At 57.3% G+C, this 19312-nt stretch carries 12 protein-coding genes; 5 read left to right on the forward strand and 7 right to left on the reverse strand.

Features of this window, described 5'->3' with window-relative positions; genetic code table 11:
* Positions 1-297: ATP-binding protein (locus SOP97_RS04315; protein WP_322948330.1), on the forward strand; the 297-nt coding region annotated here is incomplete at its 5' end.
* Between the two features lie 298 nt (positions 298-595).
* On the opposite strand, the gene SOP97_RS04320 is transcribed toward SOP97_RS04315, so the two are convergent.
* From SOP97_RS04320 to SOP97_RS04340, 5 genes are all read right to left on the reverse strand, one after another.
* Positions 596-2242, reverse strand: coding sequence for an ATP-binding protein (locus SOP97_RS04320; protein WP_322948331.1), 1647 nt, complete (start codon positions 2240-2242; stop codon positions 596-598).
* Positions 2243-2261: 19 nt separating this feature from the next.
* A complete protein-coding gene (locus SOP97_RS04325) occupies positions 2262-3890 on the reverse strand; it encodes a DUF262 domain-containing protein (RefSeq protein WP_322948332.1) in 1629 nt (542 codons plus the stop codon).
* A gap of 17 nt (positions 3891-3907) precedes the next feature.
* Positions 3908-4960, reverse strand: a complete 1053-nt coding sequence (locus tag SOP97_RS04330; RefSeq protein WP_322948333.1) for a restriction endonuclease subunit S — start codon at positions 4958-4960, stop codon at positions 3908-3910.
* Positions 4957-7038, reverse strand: coding sequence for a class I SAM-dependent DNA methyltransferase (locus tag SOP97_RS04335; RefSeq protein ID WP_322948334.1), 2082 nt, complete (start codon positions 7036-7038; stop codon positions 4957-4959). The genes SOP97_RS04330 and SOP97_RS04335 overlap by 4 nt, the downstream gene beginning before the upstream one ends.
* A 294-nt stretch (positions 7039-7332) precedes the next feature.
* A complete protein-coding gene (locus SOP97_RS04340; RefSeq protein ID WP_322948335.1) occupies positions 7333-8328 on the reverse strand; it encodes a tyrosine-type recombinase/integrase in 996 nt (331 codons plus the stop codon).
* A 167-nt stretch (positions 8329-8495) separates the two neighbouring features.
* Here SOP97_RS04340 and SOP97_RS04345 point away from each other — a divergent pair, with 167 nt between their 5' ends.
* From SOP97_RS04345 to SOP97_RS04360, 4 genes are all read left to right on the forward strand, one after another.
* Positions 8496-9140: an MBL fold metallo-hydrolase gene (locus SOP97_RS04345; RefSeq protein WP_322948336.1), complete on the forward strand. Its 645-nt coding sequence runs from the start codon at positions 8496-8498 to the stop codon at positions 9138-9140.
* A gap of 111 nt (positions 9141-9251) precedes the next feature.
* Complete coding sequence (locus SOP97_RS04350; RefSeq protein ID WP_274089670.1) at positions 9252-9908, forward strand: OmpA family protein; 657 nt, start codon at positions 9252-9254, stop codon at positions 9906-9908.
* Between the two features lie 197 nt (positions 9909-10105).
* Complete coding sequence (locus SOP97_RS04355) at positions 10106-13864, forward strand: response regulator (RefSeq protein WP_322948337.1); 3759 nt, start codon at positions 10106-10108, stop codon at positions 13862-13864.
* A 72-nt stretch (positions 13865-13936) separates the two neighbouring features.
* The gene (locus SOP97_RS04360; protein WP_322948338.1) at positions 13937-16084 is read left to right on the forward strand and encodes a putative bifunctional diguanylate cyclase/phosphodiesterase; all 2148 of its coding nucleotides are present in this window, start codon (positions 13937-13939) and stop codon (positions 16082-16084) included.
* A 28-nt stretch (positions 16085-16112) separates the two neighbouring features.
* Here the strand turns inward: SOP97_RS04360 and SOP97_RS04365 are convergent, their stop codons facing one another.
* Both SOP97_RS04365 and pta read right to left on the reverse strand, forming a co-directional pair.
* Positions 16113-17018 (reverse strand): acyltransferase, encoded by a 906-nt coding sequence (locus tag SOP97_RS04365; protein ID WP_322948339.1) that lies wholly within the window; start codon positions 17016-17018, stop codon positions 16113-16115.
* A gap of 199 nt (positions 17019-17217) precedes the next feature.
* Positions 17218-19311 (reverse strand): phosphate acetyltransferase, encoded by a 2094-nt coding sequence (gene pta / locus SOP97_RS04370; protein ID WP_322948340.1) that lies wholly within the window; start codon positions 19309-19311, stop codon positions 17218-17220.
* Between the last annotated feature and the right edge of the window lies 1 nt (position 19312).

Below are 19312 nucleotides of genomic sequence, written 5' to 3' on the forward strand. Positions count from 1 at the left end.
CTGATGAGCAGCTACGCCAAGACCGACCTGCTGATCCTCGACGACTGGGGCCTAGCCCCGTTCACCGCCGAACAGCGGCGCGACATGCTGGAGCTACTGGACGACCGCTACGGCCAGCGCTCGACCATCGTTACCAGCCAGATGCCGGTGGACAACTGGCACGAGCTGATCGGCGACCCGACCCTGGCCGACGCCATCCTCGACCGCCTGGTGCACAACGCTTATCGGATCAATCTGAAGGGTGAATCAATGCGCAAACGGACGCAGAAATTGACGACGCCGGGCACCTCAGACTAACAATGCCACCCCTGCGTCGCTGCGCTCCGACTGCCTGTCCGAATGATCGTGGAACAGGTGTCCGGATCAGCGTGGGCTGAGTGTCCGAATGGCGTGGAATCCGCATAACAAGGCATTTGGCATGGAGGGGCCAGGGAGGGCATTGCTTGGCATTCCTATCGGACATTGCCAAGCGCGCATCAAGAGATGTCCATTAGGGTGAAGTATATTTCGCGGGGCATTGGGGATGCCCTAAAAGACAAAGCCGATAGAAGTGGGCAGGATTACCCCGGCTTTGTCTTTTATGAGGTGTGCTGTTTCAGCTGGTGTGGTCGGCTAACCAGTAGCGCCGCCAGCGCCGCTCACCTTCTGGCCGAACCTGATTCTGCTCGATCAGCTCATCCAGTGCACGTTTCACCGTGCGATCAGAGATCTCACCGCCGATACGGGTGTTGATTTCACTGGAGGATGAGCCAGGGTAGCGTTGCAAATCTTCCAAAATCAGCGCTCGCAACCGATGCGGCTCAATACGGGTAAGGGTGGTCTTCCCCTCCAGACCACTGCCACGTAGCCATTCAGGTGCAACGAAGTAGCGGGTTGCCTTGGTGCGACCGCTTTCACTCACCAATTGCCAATCACGTAGGCGACCGAACCAGGGCTTTAGATCATCGGCTGAGCTGAGTTCCAGAGCGGATGCCAGCTCGCTGGCAGTCATGCCTTCGTGCTGGGCGAGTAACCCAAGAGTGATACGCTCTCGGCGAGTGGGCTGAAAGCGCTCATCAACGGTTTTTAGCAATCCGATCATTTCCGGGCGCACGATGCGGCGTCGGATGGTGACCCGTACGGAGTCCGGCCCTTCGCTGGTCTCCGGTGCTGGGCGACCCTGGGATAACTGCACGTCGTACATCAAATCGAAGCCGGTGCCTTCCTTCTCCATCATTTGCAGATCGTGGAAAAGGACGGCCATGCGGTCGTTACGACGTCGGCTGGCATGCAGAATATTGCCTGGGGTTACGCCAAATGGCAGGCGGCCAGGGTTTACCACTTCGAGCCGATCTGGATGCAGATTCAGGTAGATGTCACCGCGCTGGGTATAAGGACGGTGAACCAGGGCATTGACCAATAGCTCACGTACCACCCGCTCATCGAAAGCGGGGATGTGTTGACGATAGAGGCCGTCGGGCAGTTCGTAACTTTCGCGGAAGTCCGGCACCTCGCGCCAGATGGCATCCACCAGCTCAATTGGCGACTGCAGGTAGTCATCCCACAGCCACTTATTCACCTTGTCGCCATGCTCGTCGTATTTCAGCGCTTGCACCATTGGCGCAGTGCCGAGGCGGGCACGATCACGCGCTGTACCAAGGATTAGTACGCCGAGATTGGTCAGCCATTCACCGTCGGCCAAGCCGTAGTGATCGAGCAGTTCGGGATCGCTCTTTTCCTTGGTGTTTGCCTTGACCCGATCCGAAGCGCGCAAGCGCTGCACTAACTCAGTCTGCTTGCCAGCGTCGACGGCTGCACGTGGCACCTGCAGGTTACTTAACGCTTCCCAGGGCACGCCGGGGCGCTCGTTAAGCAAGCGCATCACGTCATCGCCAAGTACCGGCTGGCAGCTGTCGCCCACACGCAGGAAATAGCGGCCGTCGGAGGTGGATGCCACGCCGAAGGCCTTGGCTACCGTCAGCTCGACGTACTGGCCGCCGTTTTCGGCAGTTACCATGCGCGGGGCGACAATGACGTTGACGGTGCGCTCTTGAACCCGGCGGCGCAGGGTATCCAGCAGTCCCGACTCTACCCGTTGCTCAGCAGGTGGTAGCTCAGCCCCGTCTTCGATGCCGATCAGCAATTTCCCGCCTTCGCTGTTGGCGAAGCAGACGCAATCGGAGGCCAGCTCCTGCCAATTGGCGGATTTGCCAGTTACCTTGCGCAGGGACTTGCGGTCGAGGTGCTGATCTTCGAGTGGCATGTTGGTGTGCCCTTTGTTGTCAGCCAATCGACCAGGTCTCCTTGGCCAATTTAATGAGTCGTTCCTGGCGTGCTTTCAAGGCGTCTTCACTCCATTCGGCCAAAGCGCATATTTCTTTGGTCAGATCGAAGGAGACTTTTTTATCCCGGTCCAAGTAGATCTTCTTTTTGCGATCAAAATCGAAGTACTGCGCTTTGTAGTTCTTGCTACCACTCAGCATGGCCAGGTTGCCAAGGCGATGGAGCCATAGGCCATGATTCTCAGGGTTGAACCGATCCTTCCAATAAGCGTCTTTCAGCGCCTGTGGCATGACGTGCTCAATGGTCAGTCGACCACTGAATGTCTTCGTGACCGAGTCATCCTGCGAGGCTTCTTCCAGGCGCAAGAGCACTGCCGCGTCAAAAGGTTTGCCGTAGATCTCGCCACCCAGGAGATTGATGAATTCATCATTGTTGGCGTGGGCTCTGAAAATGCCACCCACCTCATCAACGGTTTTCGCGGCTTTGATAGCGTTGATCAGCTTGAAGTAAACGGTCAGGCGAGCTGTGCGGCCAAGACGACGTACCCAGTTCTGCATGGTGATTCGTTCCAGCAGGCTTAGGAACTGCGCCTCGCTCAGATCATCCACTGGCTGGTTCAGGTAGGCGAGCAGAGGAGGTATCCATTCGTCATAGCTGACGCGCCAGAGAGCGTTAAGCGCTCGCACTGATGCGGCATCTTGAAAGTCGATATCCCAGATACGCATGAAATTTTTGGCAGAGAGAATGACCTGATCCAGGAAGGCGAAGGGGCCGCCAGCGAACCCTTCGATAATCGGGCGGTATTCCTCATGCAGGGAGCCCCTGGCCTTAGCTGCCATCAGCGAGGTGCGGTGATGGCTGAGGAAGCTATCCAGCAGCTCGATACCCACGATTTCTTCTAATTCTAGCCACCGATCCTCCAGCTCATTGCTGAGGTTCTGTTGGCTACCTAACTCGCTGAACAGGGTGTTCTTGATCAGGTCTGCATTCGACAGCGACATGCCGCGGGCATTGAGCACGTTGAACAGGCGGTAGGCGGACTTTAACGACTCGGTTTTTACGAAAACTACATACACCTTCATCAGCAAGTAGTTGGCGAAAAGCTTGAGGGTTTGCTGATCTTTTTGCCCTAGGAACGCGTCGATGGCTTCAAGGTTTTCTGTGATGCGCTGTTGAGGGGCATCGAGTTTGCTGCGTTCAGCTGGCAGTGGGAGAGGCTGAGAGTCGAGAACATGGCGGCGGAAAAAGCTCTGATCTTTACGGCGCAGTAACAGGCGAGGTGTTTCCGTTTCGCCTGTCAGCTCATTGCGGGGTAGTACGCGCTTACCCAGCACGGCTTTAGCGGCACCATCTTCAATGTGATCACGTAGGCGAGCGAGGATGAGGTTGAGTGTCGTCAGGCGCTGCTGGCCGTCGACTACGTCGTAGCGTTTACCCTTTTCAATCTCGATGGTGATGAGAGAGCCAATGAAGTATTCCTCGTCGCTATTGCCATAAGCTTCCCAGACATCTTCTAGCAGCTGCTGGACGTTCTCCGCCTTCCAGGAGTAAGGGCGCTGGTACGGAGGGATTTCGTAGCAGATTTGATCGGTGAGGATATGCCCAACAGTGCTTTCTTCGGCTTTCATCTGGTTCCATCCAAAAATTAAACAGTAATTTCGCCATTCATTAGGCGAGGTAGAAGCAGGTCGCGAGCTTGGGCGAGTTTTTGATTCAGTTCTTCTAGTTTTTCAATCTGCTGACGTATGGGCGCTGCAGTCAGTAAGAACTCACTCAGAATTCTAGGGCTCGGTATCATGAGCGGGCGGCTATGGGCCAGATCTCGATTAAGCCCGGGCACTGCAACATCTGTGTTGATGAACTGCATAAATTGCAGGGCGTAGTAAAGGTAGAGATTGGCCTTGTCAGAATCGATGAAGTAAACCGTATCGATAGGCCAGCAATCTCGACTGGACCAGTAAACGCTACCGACATTTCCTTTACGGCCAACAATAATAGTCGGCCCCTTTACCTGCCCGGCATTATGTGAACCTACGACTCCGCTGGAGCCATAAACCGCGAAATCCCCTTCAACGCGGTTTTCCGCTTTAAGGGCTTTGCCATAGTTGAGCTTGCTGTATTGGCCAAGTGAGGTCTGCTCCCAGCCTTCGGGTACGCCATTAGTAATGACTACATGCTCATGTCCTGGGAAACGAAGGTAGACGAACCATTCGCGGTAGAGCAGTCGGGCTGATTCCTCCAGAAGCTTAATGCGTCGACGATTATTTTCGATAAGGTCATCGTAGCTAGACAGCGCATGGGATATTCGTATCTGAGTGTCAGCGTCTGGAGCCTTTATCTGCAGAGCATGCAGGACATTGCGGTCTACGCCGGGTATCGCTGCTTTGTCGCTCTGGTAGTCCTTCAGTATGTTCTTTAGAAAGTAAGACGTAAATCGCGGGTCGTTACCTTTGAAGTCCACTACGTAAAGTGCTGTATTTAGAGGCCAGTAGTCCTCCTCGAGAAAAAAAACTTCCCCGAGAGTGCCGTATCGTCCCGTCACTACCCCAGGAGCACATGCCTTTGCTTCTGAGTGATAACCGGTTATCCCGGCAGATGAGACTACGGGTATGGAACCCTGTTGGCGTACGCGGGATGGTAGGTCGTGGCCCCTTTTTAGGGTCAGGAAATCGCCAAGCAAACAATTTTGCCAGTTCATATTCCCAAACCCTCAAAGCTACTCGCGATTTCCGCCGCAAGCTCGACTGCTTCGTCATTCAGGCCCCGCAGTTCAATATGAATTTCGCGAAGCGCCTGCTCGAAATCGAAGTCGTCATCCTGTTCTTCAGGTGCCTGACCTACATAGCGACCCGGGGTAAGTGACCAGTCGTTGGCAGCGATTTGCGCTAGGCTGACACGTTTAACCAGCCCAGGAATGTCGCGTAGCTCGGCAGACGGGAATTTCTCTTGTAGCCAATGAGCCGCTTTCCAGTAATGGCGCACCTGCTTTAATTTTTCCACCAAAGACTTACGCGACTCTTCAGCAGTTTTGCGGCTTCGGTTTAAGTCGCGGATTGTAGGGTTTGGAGTGTCGTCCTCATGGGCATAGCGTGCATAGTCCTCCAGTAGACGGCTGCTGAGCTTGTAGAGCAGGTCAGAATCTTTGATTAGGTCGCGACTATGTTCAGCCAGGCTTTTAAACTTGTTTCCAGCGGCAAGTAGCAGTGCATTGGTGGACGTGACGCCTTGCCAGAAACTGTTGCAGGCTTGCACATCACTATCGAAGGCTCCTGCTTCGGCACAGTAGTCGGTGGTGGCGGACTCCAGCTCAACCAAGGATTGGGTCAGTGCCGCATTACCTACTGCAGAGATTGCTGGCTTGATTTGATCTGTCAGGGTGTCGATTGCGTTGCGCAGGGCGATCAGGGGCTCGCGACAGTCGCGGGCAGCCGCAACTGTTTCGCCAAGGTGCTCTGCAACCAGGTCGAGGAAGCGTTGCTGCTCGCCCCGATACAGCCAGACGATGGCCGTAAGGTTGGCTAACTGGTCTGGGGCGAAGTCGTAGATCTTGCGCGTGACCTTGCGATAGGTGTTGCGTGCATCAAGCATCAGCACATGGTCTTTGTGCTCGGCAGGCTTGGCTTTATCGAAGAACCACAGCTCGCACGGTACGGTACGGGTGTAAAAGAAATTAGAGCGAATCGCGACCATGGCGTCGACATGGCCAGTTTCCACCAGTTTCTGCCGTACACGGGCCTCGTCGCGGCCGGCGCTGGAAGCCTGGGATGACATCACGAAGCCGGCGCGCCCCTTGTCGTTCAGGTAGCTGTAGAAGTAGGAAATCCACAGGTAGTTACCGTTGCTGACCTTGTTGCCCTTGTTTACACCGGGTAAGCCGAAGGGCAGGCGCGGGTCATTCTTGACTGCCTCTGCGTCCACCTCATCAACGTTGAACGGCGGGTTGGCCATTACGAAGTCGGCCTTGTGCAGCAGTTCGTGCGGGTCTTCGTAGTAGCTGATGGCTTTCTGAATGTCACCACTCAGGCCATGCACAGCCAGGTTCATCTTGGCCAGGCGGATGGTGGTGGCATTTTTCTCTGCGCCGTAGAAGGTCAGTAGTTCACTTGGGTTTTGCTTCAAACGCTCTACGAAATGTGCGCTCTGTACGAACATGCCGCCAGAGCCGCAGGCGGGGTCGAGCACTTTGCCGTGGTCGGGCTCGATGATATTGGTGATCAAACGAACTAGGGAAACAGGGGTGAAAAACTCACCACCATCGTGTGCGCCTACGTCAGCAAAGGCCGTGAGGAAGTATTCGTAAATGCGGCCGAAGATGTCGCCGGTAGCCTTTTTCAGTTCCTCTGGGTTGAGGGTGCGCAGCAACTGGCCAAGCACGTTGTTTTCCAACTGCTGGTATTCCGCTTTAGGCAATACACCAGCCAGGGAGCTGTAATCGGCCTCGATGCTTTCCATCGCGCTGATAAGGGCTTGGGCGCGGTCTGCGCTATCCGGCAAGCCAACCAGGGTGTCGAACTGGGCGTGGGGTTGCAGATAAATTGCGCCGCGCTGAGAAAAGTCTTCTTTGGTGACTTCTCGCGTTTTGCCGCCCCGGCTGGGCAGGCTGGCAATGATGTCATCCTTCACGGCCAGGTAGCGGCTGTAAGCATGGCGCAGAAAGATCAGGCCCATGACGGGCATGAAGTATTCATTGGCCGCGTAGTTGGAGTTGGCGCGCAGGGTGTCGGCGGCAGACCAGAGGCGCTTTTCGATTGCCTCGATGTTTTCCAATTGGGCCATGGTGCGGTAGTCCGTTGCTGAATCAGTGATTGTCCGTTGCCTTGGTGGTGCCAGGCAGAATGCGGGCAGTTTAAAGAAGTTATTGGTCTTGGTGTTTTCTACAGACCTGCTGCATTGATCGCAGAGACCGGTCGAAAATTTTAGCGGCTAAAATTTGGTTCCTCAGGCGGTTGTTCAGGTTGCTCCCGTTGTGCGCGTCGACGTTTTAGCTCTGCGCGCACCCAGGCGCTTGCAGCCTGCATATCTTGGCGCAGCTCATCAATTTCCTCGGCGCTCAGCCTTCGAGGGCCGCTGTCACTGAAGTTTTTTGGCAAGGTCTTCTGTCCTCGGGTGGTAGTAGCGCATCAGCATTCGCGTGTCCTGATGGCCGGTGATCTTGGTGAGTTCGTGCAGCGGGAAAATTTCGGCGAGGCGCGAGGTGGCTTCATGGCGCAGGTCATGAAAGCGTAAGTCCATCAGAAACGGGTCATCGCTGATGCGTTGGTCGATCTTGCCCTGGGAAAGCTTTTTCTGTTTGAGGTGAAGGCTTAGCCCATCCGTGTAGGCGCTGCGAGCATCGGCGATGGCATCCGCGAATGCCTTGGTGATTGAGTCTGGCCGGCTTTTAAAGCAGCGGCCATCGTCACGCTCGGCGAGACTTTCCAGTATCTCCACAGCTTTGCTGGAAAGAGGGACGCCCCGAGCAGAGCCATTCTTGGTCATGGGCAGCAGGGCGACACGCTTGCCCCGATTTACGTTGGCGCGTAGCAGGCCGGTTATCTCACTGCGGCGCATTGCCGTTTCCACGGCGAAGGCGACGATCTTCGGCAGCTCGGTCGAGCGCGAGTGGCGGCTGATCATTTCCAGTTCGTCCAGGTGCTCACATACCAGCTTCCCGTCTTTGCGCGTCCATACATCAGCACTGAGGATTCGTCGTTCACGGGCGTCGTCAACGCTCGGTTGGCGGATCAATTCGACGGGGTTGCTCAGTGACTCCATGCGCCATTCTTTGCGGGCGATGGTGAAGACGTGAGAGATCAGTGCCAGCTCACGGCGCACGGTGGAGGGGGCCAGCCCTTCTTCGAGACGCATGTCGCGGTAAGTGGCCATGTCGGAGCCACGAATGCTCGCAAGCGAGCGAAGTGCCAACGGGTGGCGTTGCATGGCCTGGATGCGCGATAGCTCAGAGGCGCTGCTGCGCTTCTTGCTAGTCACCTCCTTGGCGTACAACTCCAGTGCGCTGGAGAACGAGGTGGCCTCGGCTTCGTTGCGGCTGACGAACACGCCGGCATCCATTTCGCGTTCGATCATGGTCGCCCAGGTTTTTGCTTCTGCCTGGGTATTGAATGTGCGGGTCTGTTGGGGCCACCCTTTACGTCTGATTTGGGCGTGCCACTGGTATGGGCCTTTCTTCCTGAACGTCGCCATCTTCAACCGCACTGTGCCAAAATTGTGCCATCAATCATACAGGAGCACCCATGGAAGCCGCAAAACCCCAGCTAATACGGGAAACCTTCCCTGTCGGGCCTTTGCAGTGCAACTGCACGATTATTGGCGATTCGCTGAGCAAGAAGGCGATTGTGATTGATCCGGGTGGTAATCCCGAGTTGATCATGGCGCGCCTCGAAGCCCATGGCCTCATAGTGGTCAGCATCATCCATACCCATGCGCACCTGGATCACTTTCTCGCCTCCGGGCAGATGAAGGAGTTAACCGGCGCGACTCTGCATCTGCATAAAGAAGATCAGTTCCTCTGGGATAGCCTCGAAATGCAGTGCCGCATGTTTGGCGTGCCTTACACGCCGGTGCCCGCGCCGGATCAGTGGCTGAGCGACGATCAGGCGCTTGATTGTGGATGTGGCGTCGCGCTGCATACGCCAGGGCATACGCCCGGTTCGATGAGTTTCTGGTTCCCTCAGGACAAGCTGCTGATTGCGGGAGACACGCTGTTCAAACGCGGTATAGGCCGTACCGATCTGTGGGGCGGCGATTACAGCACTATCGAGCGCTCAATCAAGCAGCGGTTGTATTGCTTGGATGAAGACGCCACTGTCGTGACCGGCCATGGTGCCGACACGCGATTGGGGGATGAAATGCGTGATAATCCGTTCGTTCGCGCATAGCTGCTGCGCCCTACTGGCATGCTGCATGGTCTGCAAAGGAACTTTGCGTGTTGTTTAGGCTCAAAAAACTCAGCGAAAGCTCGCATCTAATTGAATTATAAGGAAGCACGCATGAACCTATGGCGAAATCTTGCAGTGGTCACCCTCGGTCTTGGCGTGCTCGCCGGCTGTACCACCAACCCCTATACCGGTGAGCGCGAGGCAGGCAAGGCGGGCATCTACGGCGGTATTGGCGCAGTCACCGGGGCGGTGATTGGTGCGGCCACGTCGAGCAAGAAGGATCGCGGCAAGGGTGCTTTGATCGGTGCGGCCGTGGGCGGTGCGGCTGGTGGTGGTTACGGTTATTACGTTGATACCCAAGAAGCCAAGCTGCGCCAGACCCTGCAAGGCACTGGTGTGCAGGTGCAGCGCAATGGCGATGACCTGAAGTTGATCATGCCGGGCAATATTACCTTCGCCAGTAACTCTGCGGATATTTCCAGCAGCTTCTATCCAACACTCAATTCCCTGGTTACGGTGTTCAAGGAATTCGACAAGAACGGTGTGGATATCGTCGGCCATACCGACAGCACCGGCTCCCTTGAGTTGAACCAGAATCTTTCCAACCGTCGTGCGCAGAGTGTCGCCTCTTACCTGAGCGCCAATGGCATTCCGGCTTCGCGGTTGTCGTCTTATGGTGCGGGCCCTAACCAGCCGATTGCCAGTAATGCCACTGAAGCAGGCCGTGCGCAGAATCGTCGGGTGGAAATCAACCTGCGTCCGCTGTAACTGCAGGTACGTCTAAAAGCCGCGCATTCGTCCCGAATGCGCGGCTTTTTTATGCCTGCGAATTGTGCGCGGGGTGTTTAGCCTGGACCCAGAGAGCGAGCCTTTAATATCTGGCTAGACTGCTAGTAATCGTTACTTAAATTTTGCTGCCGTGGCGCAACTGTGTGCGCCTTACATGGATGAAGATTGGAGATCGCATGGACGACCGGCCTGCCGTTACCCCTCGCAAACCCTGGCTACCCATTTTGGTCACTCTGATTCTCCTGGTGGGTCTGGGCGGCCTGTCACTTTGGCAATGGCGCGCCCTTGAGCAGCGAGAGCACGAACAGCGTCAGCTGCGCTTCGAGCTCGATGCACAGGATGTCAGTCAGCGGGTCCTCAGTCGCATGCAGTCCTATGAAATGGTGCTGCGCGGGACGTCAGGCTTGATGAGCGGAAGCGAATACGTCTCCTCGGTTGAGTGGGAGCGGGCCATGGATCAATTGCAGTTACAGGATCGCTACCCGGGTATTCAGGCGCTAGCGTGGTCGCGTTATTTGCTAGCGGATCAGCTTGAAAAGCTTGTTGCGCAAGAGAAGGGAATAGACCGTGATATACCATTGTTCTTTCCGTCTGGGCAGCGAGAGCAGTACTTACTCATCGAGTACATCAGTCCGCTGGATTGGCGAAATCGGCGGGTGCTAGGTTTTGACATGCTCAGCGAAACGGTGCGGCAGACGGCCATTGAACTGGCCATTGAAAGTGGCGTCGCGACCCTCAGTGCACCGGTCACACTCCGTCAGGAAACCAAGGAAAATATTCAAGCGGGCGTGTTGCTGTATTTGCCGGTGTATAAGCCGGATAAACCGTTGAATACGGTGGAAGAGCGTCGTGCAGCATTACTAGGCACGGTGCATGCCGCATTTCGCAGCCAGGATTTGATGTCCGGCATTCTGGGCGCGCAGGCCAGTCGTTTTGCGATCGTTCTGACAGATAAGCAAGCCCCAGAGACGCTCCTGCTCAGTGGTGAAACCTCCAGCGCAACAGCCCCTCCGGCGTTTCGGCATGTGCTGGAACTACCACTGTACGGTCGTAACTGGGTGCTTGAAGTCAGCAGTACCGCCGTCTATGACGCCGAGCAACTCAACCCGGCCAGCAGCCTGCGCCTATGGCTGAGCCTGGCGGCGGCCGCACTGCTGGCGTTGTTAGTCGGCGGGTATCTGTATTTACGTGAGCGTGAGTTAGTGGCCAGTCAGCTGGCGACGGAGCAATTGCGTGAGCGCGAAGAGCGTTTTCGCCTGCTGGTTGAACTCTTGCCGGTGGCCACCTTGTTATGCGATGCCGAGGGGCGCATCGAGATGGCGAATCGCAGCGCTGCGGAGCTGCTCGACTCGACGCCGGCGAGTCTGCTCGGTGAACGTGTAAGGCGCTTCCTGCCTACTGTCGGGCAACTCAGCACGTTGGCGATAGACCACGACACGCCCGAGTTGGCTCATGAGTATCAGATTCGTCCTGAGCGCGGCGGCGAGTTGCCGGTTGCGCTGAGTGTGAGTGTGCTGGGTGATTCTACGGGGGTGAACTACCTGATTAACCTCGTCGATTTACGAGCCCGCAAAGGTGCCGAGGAGCGCTTTCGTCTTGTGGTCGAAGCCTCGCCCAACGCTATTGTGCTGGTGGACAGTCAAGGCTGTATTGCCATGGTCAACCGTCAGACCGAGCAGCTTTTTGGCTATGACCGCGAGACGTTACTGGCACAACCCGTAGAAATGCTCTTGCCGACTGATTTACGCCATAGCCACGTGCCGCAGCGTAAGGCCTACCAGGGCAATCCAGAACCGCGGCGCATGGGCAGTAACCGTGAATTGTTTGGCCAGCACCGCGACGGTCACCTGATCCCCCTTGAGGTGGGGCTGTCGCCCATACGCAGTGGTGAAGAGGCGTTGGTACAGGCGGTGATTATTGACATCAGCGAACGTAAAGCCGCCGAGCAGCGCCTGCGCGATCAGGCCGATCAGTTGATGCTGGCCAACCGTTACAAGTCAGAGTTTCTCGCCAATATGTCCCATGAGCTGCGAACGCCGCTCAACAGTATTTTGATACTCAGCGATCAACTACGCCTCAATAGTGCGGGCAATCTCACCGAGAAACAGGCTAAGCATGCCGACATCGTGCACCGTGCGGGCAGTGATCTACTGCAATTGATTAACGACGTGCTCGACCTGGCCAAAGTCGAGTCCGGGCGTATGCAGCTGAAAATAGAACCATTGAACATGCAGGATATTCTGGTCGAGCTGGATGCCGGCTTGCGGCCCATGGCGGAAATTAAAGGCCTGCGCCTGCACACCCAGTTGGAGGCGGGCGTGCCGCGAGTGATTCACAGTGACCGCATACGCTTGCATCAGATTTTGCGCAATTTGCTCTCCAATGCCCTGAAGTTTACCGAGCAGGGAGAGGTCAGCCTGACGGTATCCTGTGCCGCCGGTGAGCCGGATGAGGGGTATGAGCTGCTGAATTTCAGCGTGCGTGATAGCGGCATGGGGATCGCCCCTGAACAGCACGAACAAATATTCCAAGCCTTCCAGCAGATCGATGGTTCTACCAGTCGGCGCTTCGGTGGCACTGGACTGGGGTTGGCAATCACGCGTCAGTTGGTATTGGCCATGGACGGTGAAATCACCCTGCAAAGTGCGCTGGGTGAGGGCTCCTGTTTTACTGTGCGGCTGCCGGTAAGGGTGATGGCGCAGGAGCAGGTGCAAGCCGTGACAGACGCACCGCAGCGCAGCGGCGTGGGGCCGGCTGTGCTGATTGTTGAGGACGATGTAGATTTCGCCATGGTGCTGGCAGAGGAAGCGCACGCGCATGGCTTTGCCAGTGTGCATTGCCGCTCCGGCAAGCAGGCACTTGGCCTGCTGAAAGGCGAGCGCTTCAGTGCGATCATTCTAGATATCCTGTTACCCGATATCAGCGGCTGGCAGTTGTTCCGTAATCTGCGCAGTCATGCCAGTTACAGGGACACGCCGGTGCACATCATCTCTTGCGTACCGCAACCGGCCGACTGGAGCGATGACAGCACACGCTATCTGGTCAAGCCAATCCAGCTTGCAGATCTGGAAAAGGTTTTTGACGATCTGCAAATGGTCGGCCAGCAGCCGGCGCAGCACTTGCTGCTGGTGGAGGATGTTGAGGTTGAGCGTGAGCATTACCGTGAGCACCTGCAACAAATGGGCTTTACCGTACAGGCCTGCGCGCGGGCCGATGAAGCGCAGCAGGCTTACGTCGCGGGCGCGTTCAACGCGTTGGTGATTGATCTTGATCTACCTGATCAGGATGGCTTTGAACTGTTGGAAGCACTTAATCGGCAGCGCCCGCTTGATGATGCGCGGGTGGTGGTCAACACGGGTGTTGATGTCACTCGCCAGGCCTTGCAGCGTCTGCGCCGTTACAGTGCGGTAGTGGTGCACAAGCATGGCGAGGACATGCAGGCGCTAAGTGAGGCGGTGCAGGGTTTTCTCGGTGATGTACGTGACCCCGCACGATTAGGTGTGCCGATGGCGGAAAATCCGCTGGAAGGTCGGCGGGTTCTTTTGGTCGATGATGATGTGCGCAATGTGTATGCCCTGACGGCCTTGCTCGACGAGGTGGGGCTGATCATCAGTTCGGCAAAGGACGGCCAGGAAGCGATTAAGTGTTATGAACGTGAGCCGTTCGACTTGATCCTGATGGATATGGCCATGCCGGTCATGGACGGCTATACCGCGACTCGATTACTGAAAACCGAGCATGCCTGCCGTATTCCAATCATTGCTCTGACGGCCCATGCCATGAAAGGCGACCGGGAGAAGTGCATCACCGCCGGTGCCGACGACTATTTAGCCAAACCGGTAAGTCGTGAGGCCCTGTTGGAGCTGTTGAGGCGCTGGCTGGCAATGACCGACGCCCCAAGCGGTTCATCCGCTGCAGCGGCACCACCTGAATAGTTTTGCTGCAGCCTGCTAACCTGAATCGCAACAGGAGCCGAAAGGCACTCGCCAGGGACAAGGGGGAACTGTATGGCCCAAGCCCAACTCAAGGTCACAGCCGCTGCACAAGTGCTGCTGGTAGTGGATGACCGCCCGGAAAATCTGGAGGCTATGCAGGCCCTGCTGGAAGATGGCGACTGGGAACTGCGTTGCGTCGACTCAGGCGAAGCCGCTTTGCAGTGCCTGCTTGAAGAGGATGTCGGTCTGGTCCTGCTGGATGTGCAGATGCCATTTATGGATGGCTTCGAAGTCGCCCGGCTGATGCGCGGCAATCCGCGTACGCGCTACACCCCCATCATCTTTGTATCCGCCATCGCCCAGACCCAGGATTCGGTCCTTAAAGGGTATGCCACCGGTGCGGTGGATTTCATGCTCAAACCGTTCGACTCCAGTGTCTTACGCCACAAAATTCACGCCCTGCTCGAACATGAACGCAACCGCAGCGAACTTCTGCAGCTCACACAGCAGCTGGATACGGCGCGGGCCTTCAATGCCTCGGTATTGGATAACGCTGCCGAAGGCATCATGGTGGTGGGGGAGGACGGCTGCATCAATTTTGCTAACCCGGCCATGGCCCGCATGCTTGAGGGCACGGTCAGCGATTTGCAGGGCAGTGAAATGCTCTCTTATCTGCTGGCCCCTCAGGTGACATGCGAGTGGCGTATGTCAGAGTTTTACCGGCGCTGGCGTCGCGGCGAAGTCTATCGCCAGAATGATGCCAATCTACGTACGCTGAGCGGCGGTGAGGTGCCGGTCGCGTTGTCTTGTTCGCCGTTGCCGCGTTTGCAGCATGCAATGGTGGTCATGGCATTGGATATGTCGGTGGAGCGTCACTTGCATCAGCAATTGGAGTCCCAGGCGATCACCGACAGCTTGACGGGCCTGCTCAATCGACGGGGTTTCTATCAGGCGCTGGAGTCGGCGTTATCGCGTATCGAGCGGAGCGGCCAGCGTATGGCTGTGCTCTACCTCGATCTGGACGGTTTCAAACGGATCAACGACTCGCTCGGGCATGATGTTGGCGACGCGTTGTTGAGGCGAGTTGGCGAGCAGCTCAAGCTAAGCTTGCGCTCCTATGACAGCCTGGCGCGGATTGGCGGTGATGAGTTTACGGCCTTACTCGACAGCCTGGACCACCCGGAAGATGCAGCTCGCATTGCCGAAAAACTGATTGAGCAAGTCTCGGTGCGGCATACGCTCGACGGTGTTGATGTAACCCTGGGCGCGAGCGTAGGCATTGCTTGCTTCCCTGAGTGTGGGCAAAGCGTCGAAACCTTGTTACGCGCAGCAGACATGGCCATGTACGAGGCCAAACGAGCGGGGCGCCAGCAATACCGCTTTTTCTCGCCGGAGATGAATGGTCGCGCGCGCTCAAGGTTGATGCTTGAGGAAAGTTTGCGCACAGCCATCGAGAATGATGATTTCGTGCTGGTTTATCAGCCGCAGATCTACCTAGAAAGCGGGCGTTTACGGGGTTTCGAAGCCCTGTTGCGCTGGCAGCATCGCGTCGCCGGTACGGTGGCGCCGGGGGTGTTTATCCCGCTGCTGGAGGAGACGCGACTGATCAACCGCTTGAGCAGCTGGATATTTAAGGCCGGGGTCGAGCAGTGCCGGCAGATGAGTCAGCACTATGGAACCGAGCTGGTGATCAGTTTGAATGTCAGCCCGGTGCAGTTCGGCATGCCGCAGTTGGTTGAGGACTTGCGGCGGGTGCTGGATGAGCATCAACTGGCACCGCAGCAGTTGGAGGTGGAGGTCACCGAGAGCGCACTGATGCAAGACCTGGATACCAGTCGTGAACAACTGCGTCAGCTGCGTGAGCTGGGCGTTAAGATCGCGATCGACGACTTTGGTACCGGCTACTCGTCTCTGGCCTATTTGCGCCATTTTGAGCTGGATACGCTGAAGATCGACCGGCTGTTTATCAGCAGCATGCTCGATTCGCCCCGTGATGCCGCAGTGGTCAGCACCATCATCGACCTCGGGCGGCATCTTGGGCTTGAGGTCATCGCCGAAGGGGTGGAAACCATGGCTCAGCGCGATTGGCTGGCGCAACACGACTGCGCGATCATGCAGGGCTTTCTGGTTGCGCCGGGGCTGAGCGTCGAGCAGGCCAATGCGTTCCCCGCGCAAGTGGATTGGCACAACCTACCGCGCAATGAAAAGCCCGCCGGGTAGGCGGGCTTTCGTTAGCTTTAGTCACACTTCAATTGGCAGGAAAGCGCTGTTTCAGCTCATCCAGTTGCGCGTCTTTGTCCAGCCAAAGCTGATTGACCCACTGCTGAAACTGCAGGCGGTAAGCATCGTCCTGATCGTAGTTACCGCCAATAAATTCTTTGGGTATTTGCACCTCTTCGAAGCGCACTACCACCTTATCAATCCGTCCACACAACAGGTCCCAGAAGCCAGGCGCGCCTTGCGGGTAGTGAATGGTGACGTTGACCAGGCTATGCAGTTGCTCGCCCATGGCGTCTAGAACAAAGGCAATACCGCCGGCCTTGGGTTTGAGCAGGTGCTTGAACGGGGATTGCTGCTGAGCGTGCTTGGCAGGCGACAGGCGCGTGCCTTCAAGGAAGTTGAACACTGACACCGGGTTGGTCTTGTAGCGTTCGCAGGCCTTGCGGGTAGTGGCCAGGTCCTGACCGCGCTTCTCAGGATGTTTGGCCAGGTATTCCTTGCTGAAGCGCTTCATAAAGGGGAATTCCAGCGCCCACCAGCACAGACCGATCACCGGCACCCAGATCAGCTCCTGTTTGAGGAAGAACTTCAGGAATGGGATACGACGGTTGAGCTGGTATTGCAGCACCAGGATATCGACCCAACTCTGGTGGTTGCTGGTCACCAGATAGGAGTGCTGCTTATCGAAGCCCTTGAGCCCTTCGACATTCCACTCGATATTGCCAACCAGGTGCATCCAGAACTTGTTGGTGGAGATCCAAAACTCGGCAGTTGCATGCATGGCCGCACGCAGCAGGCGATGGACCTGCGCGAAGGGCAGCAGAAACTTGAGCAGGGCCCCGATAAACAGCGGCCAGCAGCAAATCAGGGTGTTCAGGGCGAGCAGTAGGCCCGCAAGCAGGCCGCGCAGTGGCGCCGGGAGAAAATGCAGCATGGGGGCCGGTGTCTCCGAAAATAGGGCGTACGCCCGTGGTGTGTAAGTCGGTGGCTTTGCACCACCGATCGTTCGGCGCACAGATTAACGTCTGTGCACCGAACTGCAAACCATGCGAAGTGCCGTTTATCCCCGCAGTTCGTGGCTTTTCAGGCCTATTAACCGGTCAGTACGGCAAGTTGACGGGGGCTGGCAAGTATTAGCGCGGCAAGTTGGCGGCCTGAATCACGGTCAGGGCAATGGTGTAGACGATGTCGTCAACCAGTGCGCCGCGCGATAGGTCGTTCACCGGTTTGCGCAGGCCCTGCAGCATGGGTCCGACACTGACGCAGTCGGCGCTGCGCTGGACCGCCTTATAGGTGGTGTTGCCGGTATTCAGGTCTGGGAAGATAAATACCGTGGCGCGCCCGGCCACCGCGCTGTTGGGGGCTTTTTGTCGGCCGACACTCTCGATCGCCGCCGCGTCATATTGCAACGGGCCGTCGAGTAGCAGGTCTGGGTTGATGGCACGTGCCAGGCGTGTGGCTTGGCGAACTTTCTCGACTTCTTCGCCGCTGCCAGAGTCGCCGGTGGAGTAGCTGAGCATCGCCACGCGCGGGGTGATGCCGAACGCGCTGGCCGAGGCGGCGCTTTGCAAGGCGATTTCTGCCAGTTCAGCGGCTGTCGGGTCGGGGTTTACCGCGCAGTCGCCGTACACCAGCACTTGGTCAGGCAACAACATAAAGAATACCGACGACACCAACTGGTAACCCGGCGCGGTCTTGATCAGCTGCAGGGCCGGGCGAATAGTGTTGGCGGTGGTGTTGATCGCGCCGGAAACCAGGCCGTCGACCTCATCCAGAGCCAGCATCATGGTACCCAGCACCACCGTGTCTTCCAGCTGCGCGGCGGCCATTGGCGCGTTCAGCCCTTTACCTTTGCGCAGCTCGACCATGGGTTCGACATAGCGTTCACGGATCAGGTCCGGGTCGAGAATTTCCAGCCCCTCAGGCAGTGCGATGCCATGGGCGCGGGCCACTGCGTGCACCTCTTCTGGCTTGGCCAGCAGCACGCAGCGAGCGATGCCACGCGCCTGGCAAATCGCGGCGGCCTGCACGGTGCGCGGCTCGCTGCCTTCTGGCAGGACAATGCGTTTGTTCGCCGCCTTGGCGCGCTGCACCAACTGATAGCGGAACGCGGGCGGCGACAGGTGCAGCTCGCGCGGGGTGCCACAGCGGGTAAATAGCCATTCGTGGTCGATATGGCTGGCGACGAAGTCGGCGACCGTGTCGGCGCGCTCCTTATCGTCGACTGGGATTTCCTTGTTCAGGCGGTTGAGGTTGGTTGCGGTGTCGTAAGAGCCGGTGCTCACCGTCATCACCGGTAAGCCGCTCTGCAACGCGCCGCGGCACAGTTCCATGATGCGTGGGTCAGGGGCAAAGTCGCTGCACAGCAACAAACCAGCCAGGGGCGTGCCGTTCATCGCTGCGAGACTGGCTGCGAGGATGATGTCGTCGCGGTCACCCGGCGTCACCACCAGCGTGCCAGGCTTGAGCAGTTGCACAGTGTTGGCCACCGCGCGGGCGCAGAGCACGATCTTGAGCATGCGCCGCTGTTCGTAATCGCCGGCATTGAGCACCCGCGCGCCAAGCAGGTCGGTGATGTCACGGGTACGCGGGGCGTTTAGCTCGTCCTGCCAGGGAATGCAGCCAAGCAGGCGGAAGTCATCGCTCTTGAACAGCGGCGAGAGTTCTTTCAAGCGGCTGGTGAACGCCTCGATGCCATCCTCGCTGCGCACCTTGTTAAGGATCACCCCGAGAACTTTGGCGTCTTTCGGCCCGCCAAACAGCTGGGCCTGGATTTCCACACGATCAATCAGCTCACTGAGGTTTTCCTGCTCCGGCGCGGAGACCAAAATCACCTCGGCATCGACGCTCTTGGCCAGGTGGAAGTTGACGCGCGCGGCATAGCTGGCCTGGCGAGTCGGCACCATGCCTTCGACGATAACGACATCCTTACCCTCAGCCGCTTGTTGGTAGAGGCTGATGATTTCTTCCAGCAGCTCGTCCAGTTGGCCATCACCGAGCATGCGTTCAACATGCGCCAGGGCCAAGGGTTTGGGTGAGTGCAGGCCGTGGGTGCGGGCGATCAACTCGCTGGAGCGTTCCGGGCCCATATCGCCCTGATGTGGCTGGGCGATGGGTTTGAAGAAACCGACCTTGAGGCCGGCGCGTTCTAGAGCGCCCACTAGGCCGAGGCTGATTGAGGTCAGGCCGACACCGAAACCGGTGGGGGCAATAAAAAAGGTGTGCATA

Origin of the sequence: Pseudomonas spirodelae (assembly GCF_034653255.1) — a bacterium.
GTDB classification, from domain to species: domain Bacteria; phylum Pseudomonadota; class Gammaproteobacteria; order Pseudomonadales; family Pseudomonadaceae; genus Aquipseudomonas; species Aquipseudomonas spirodelae.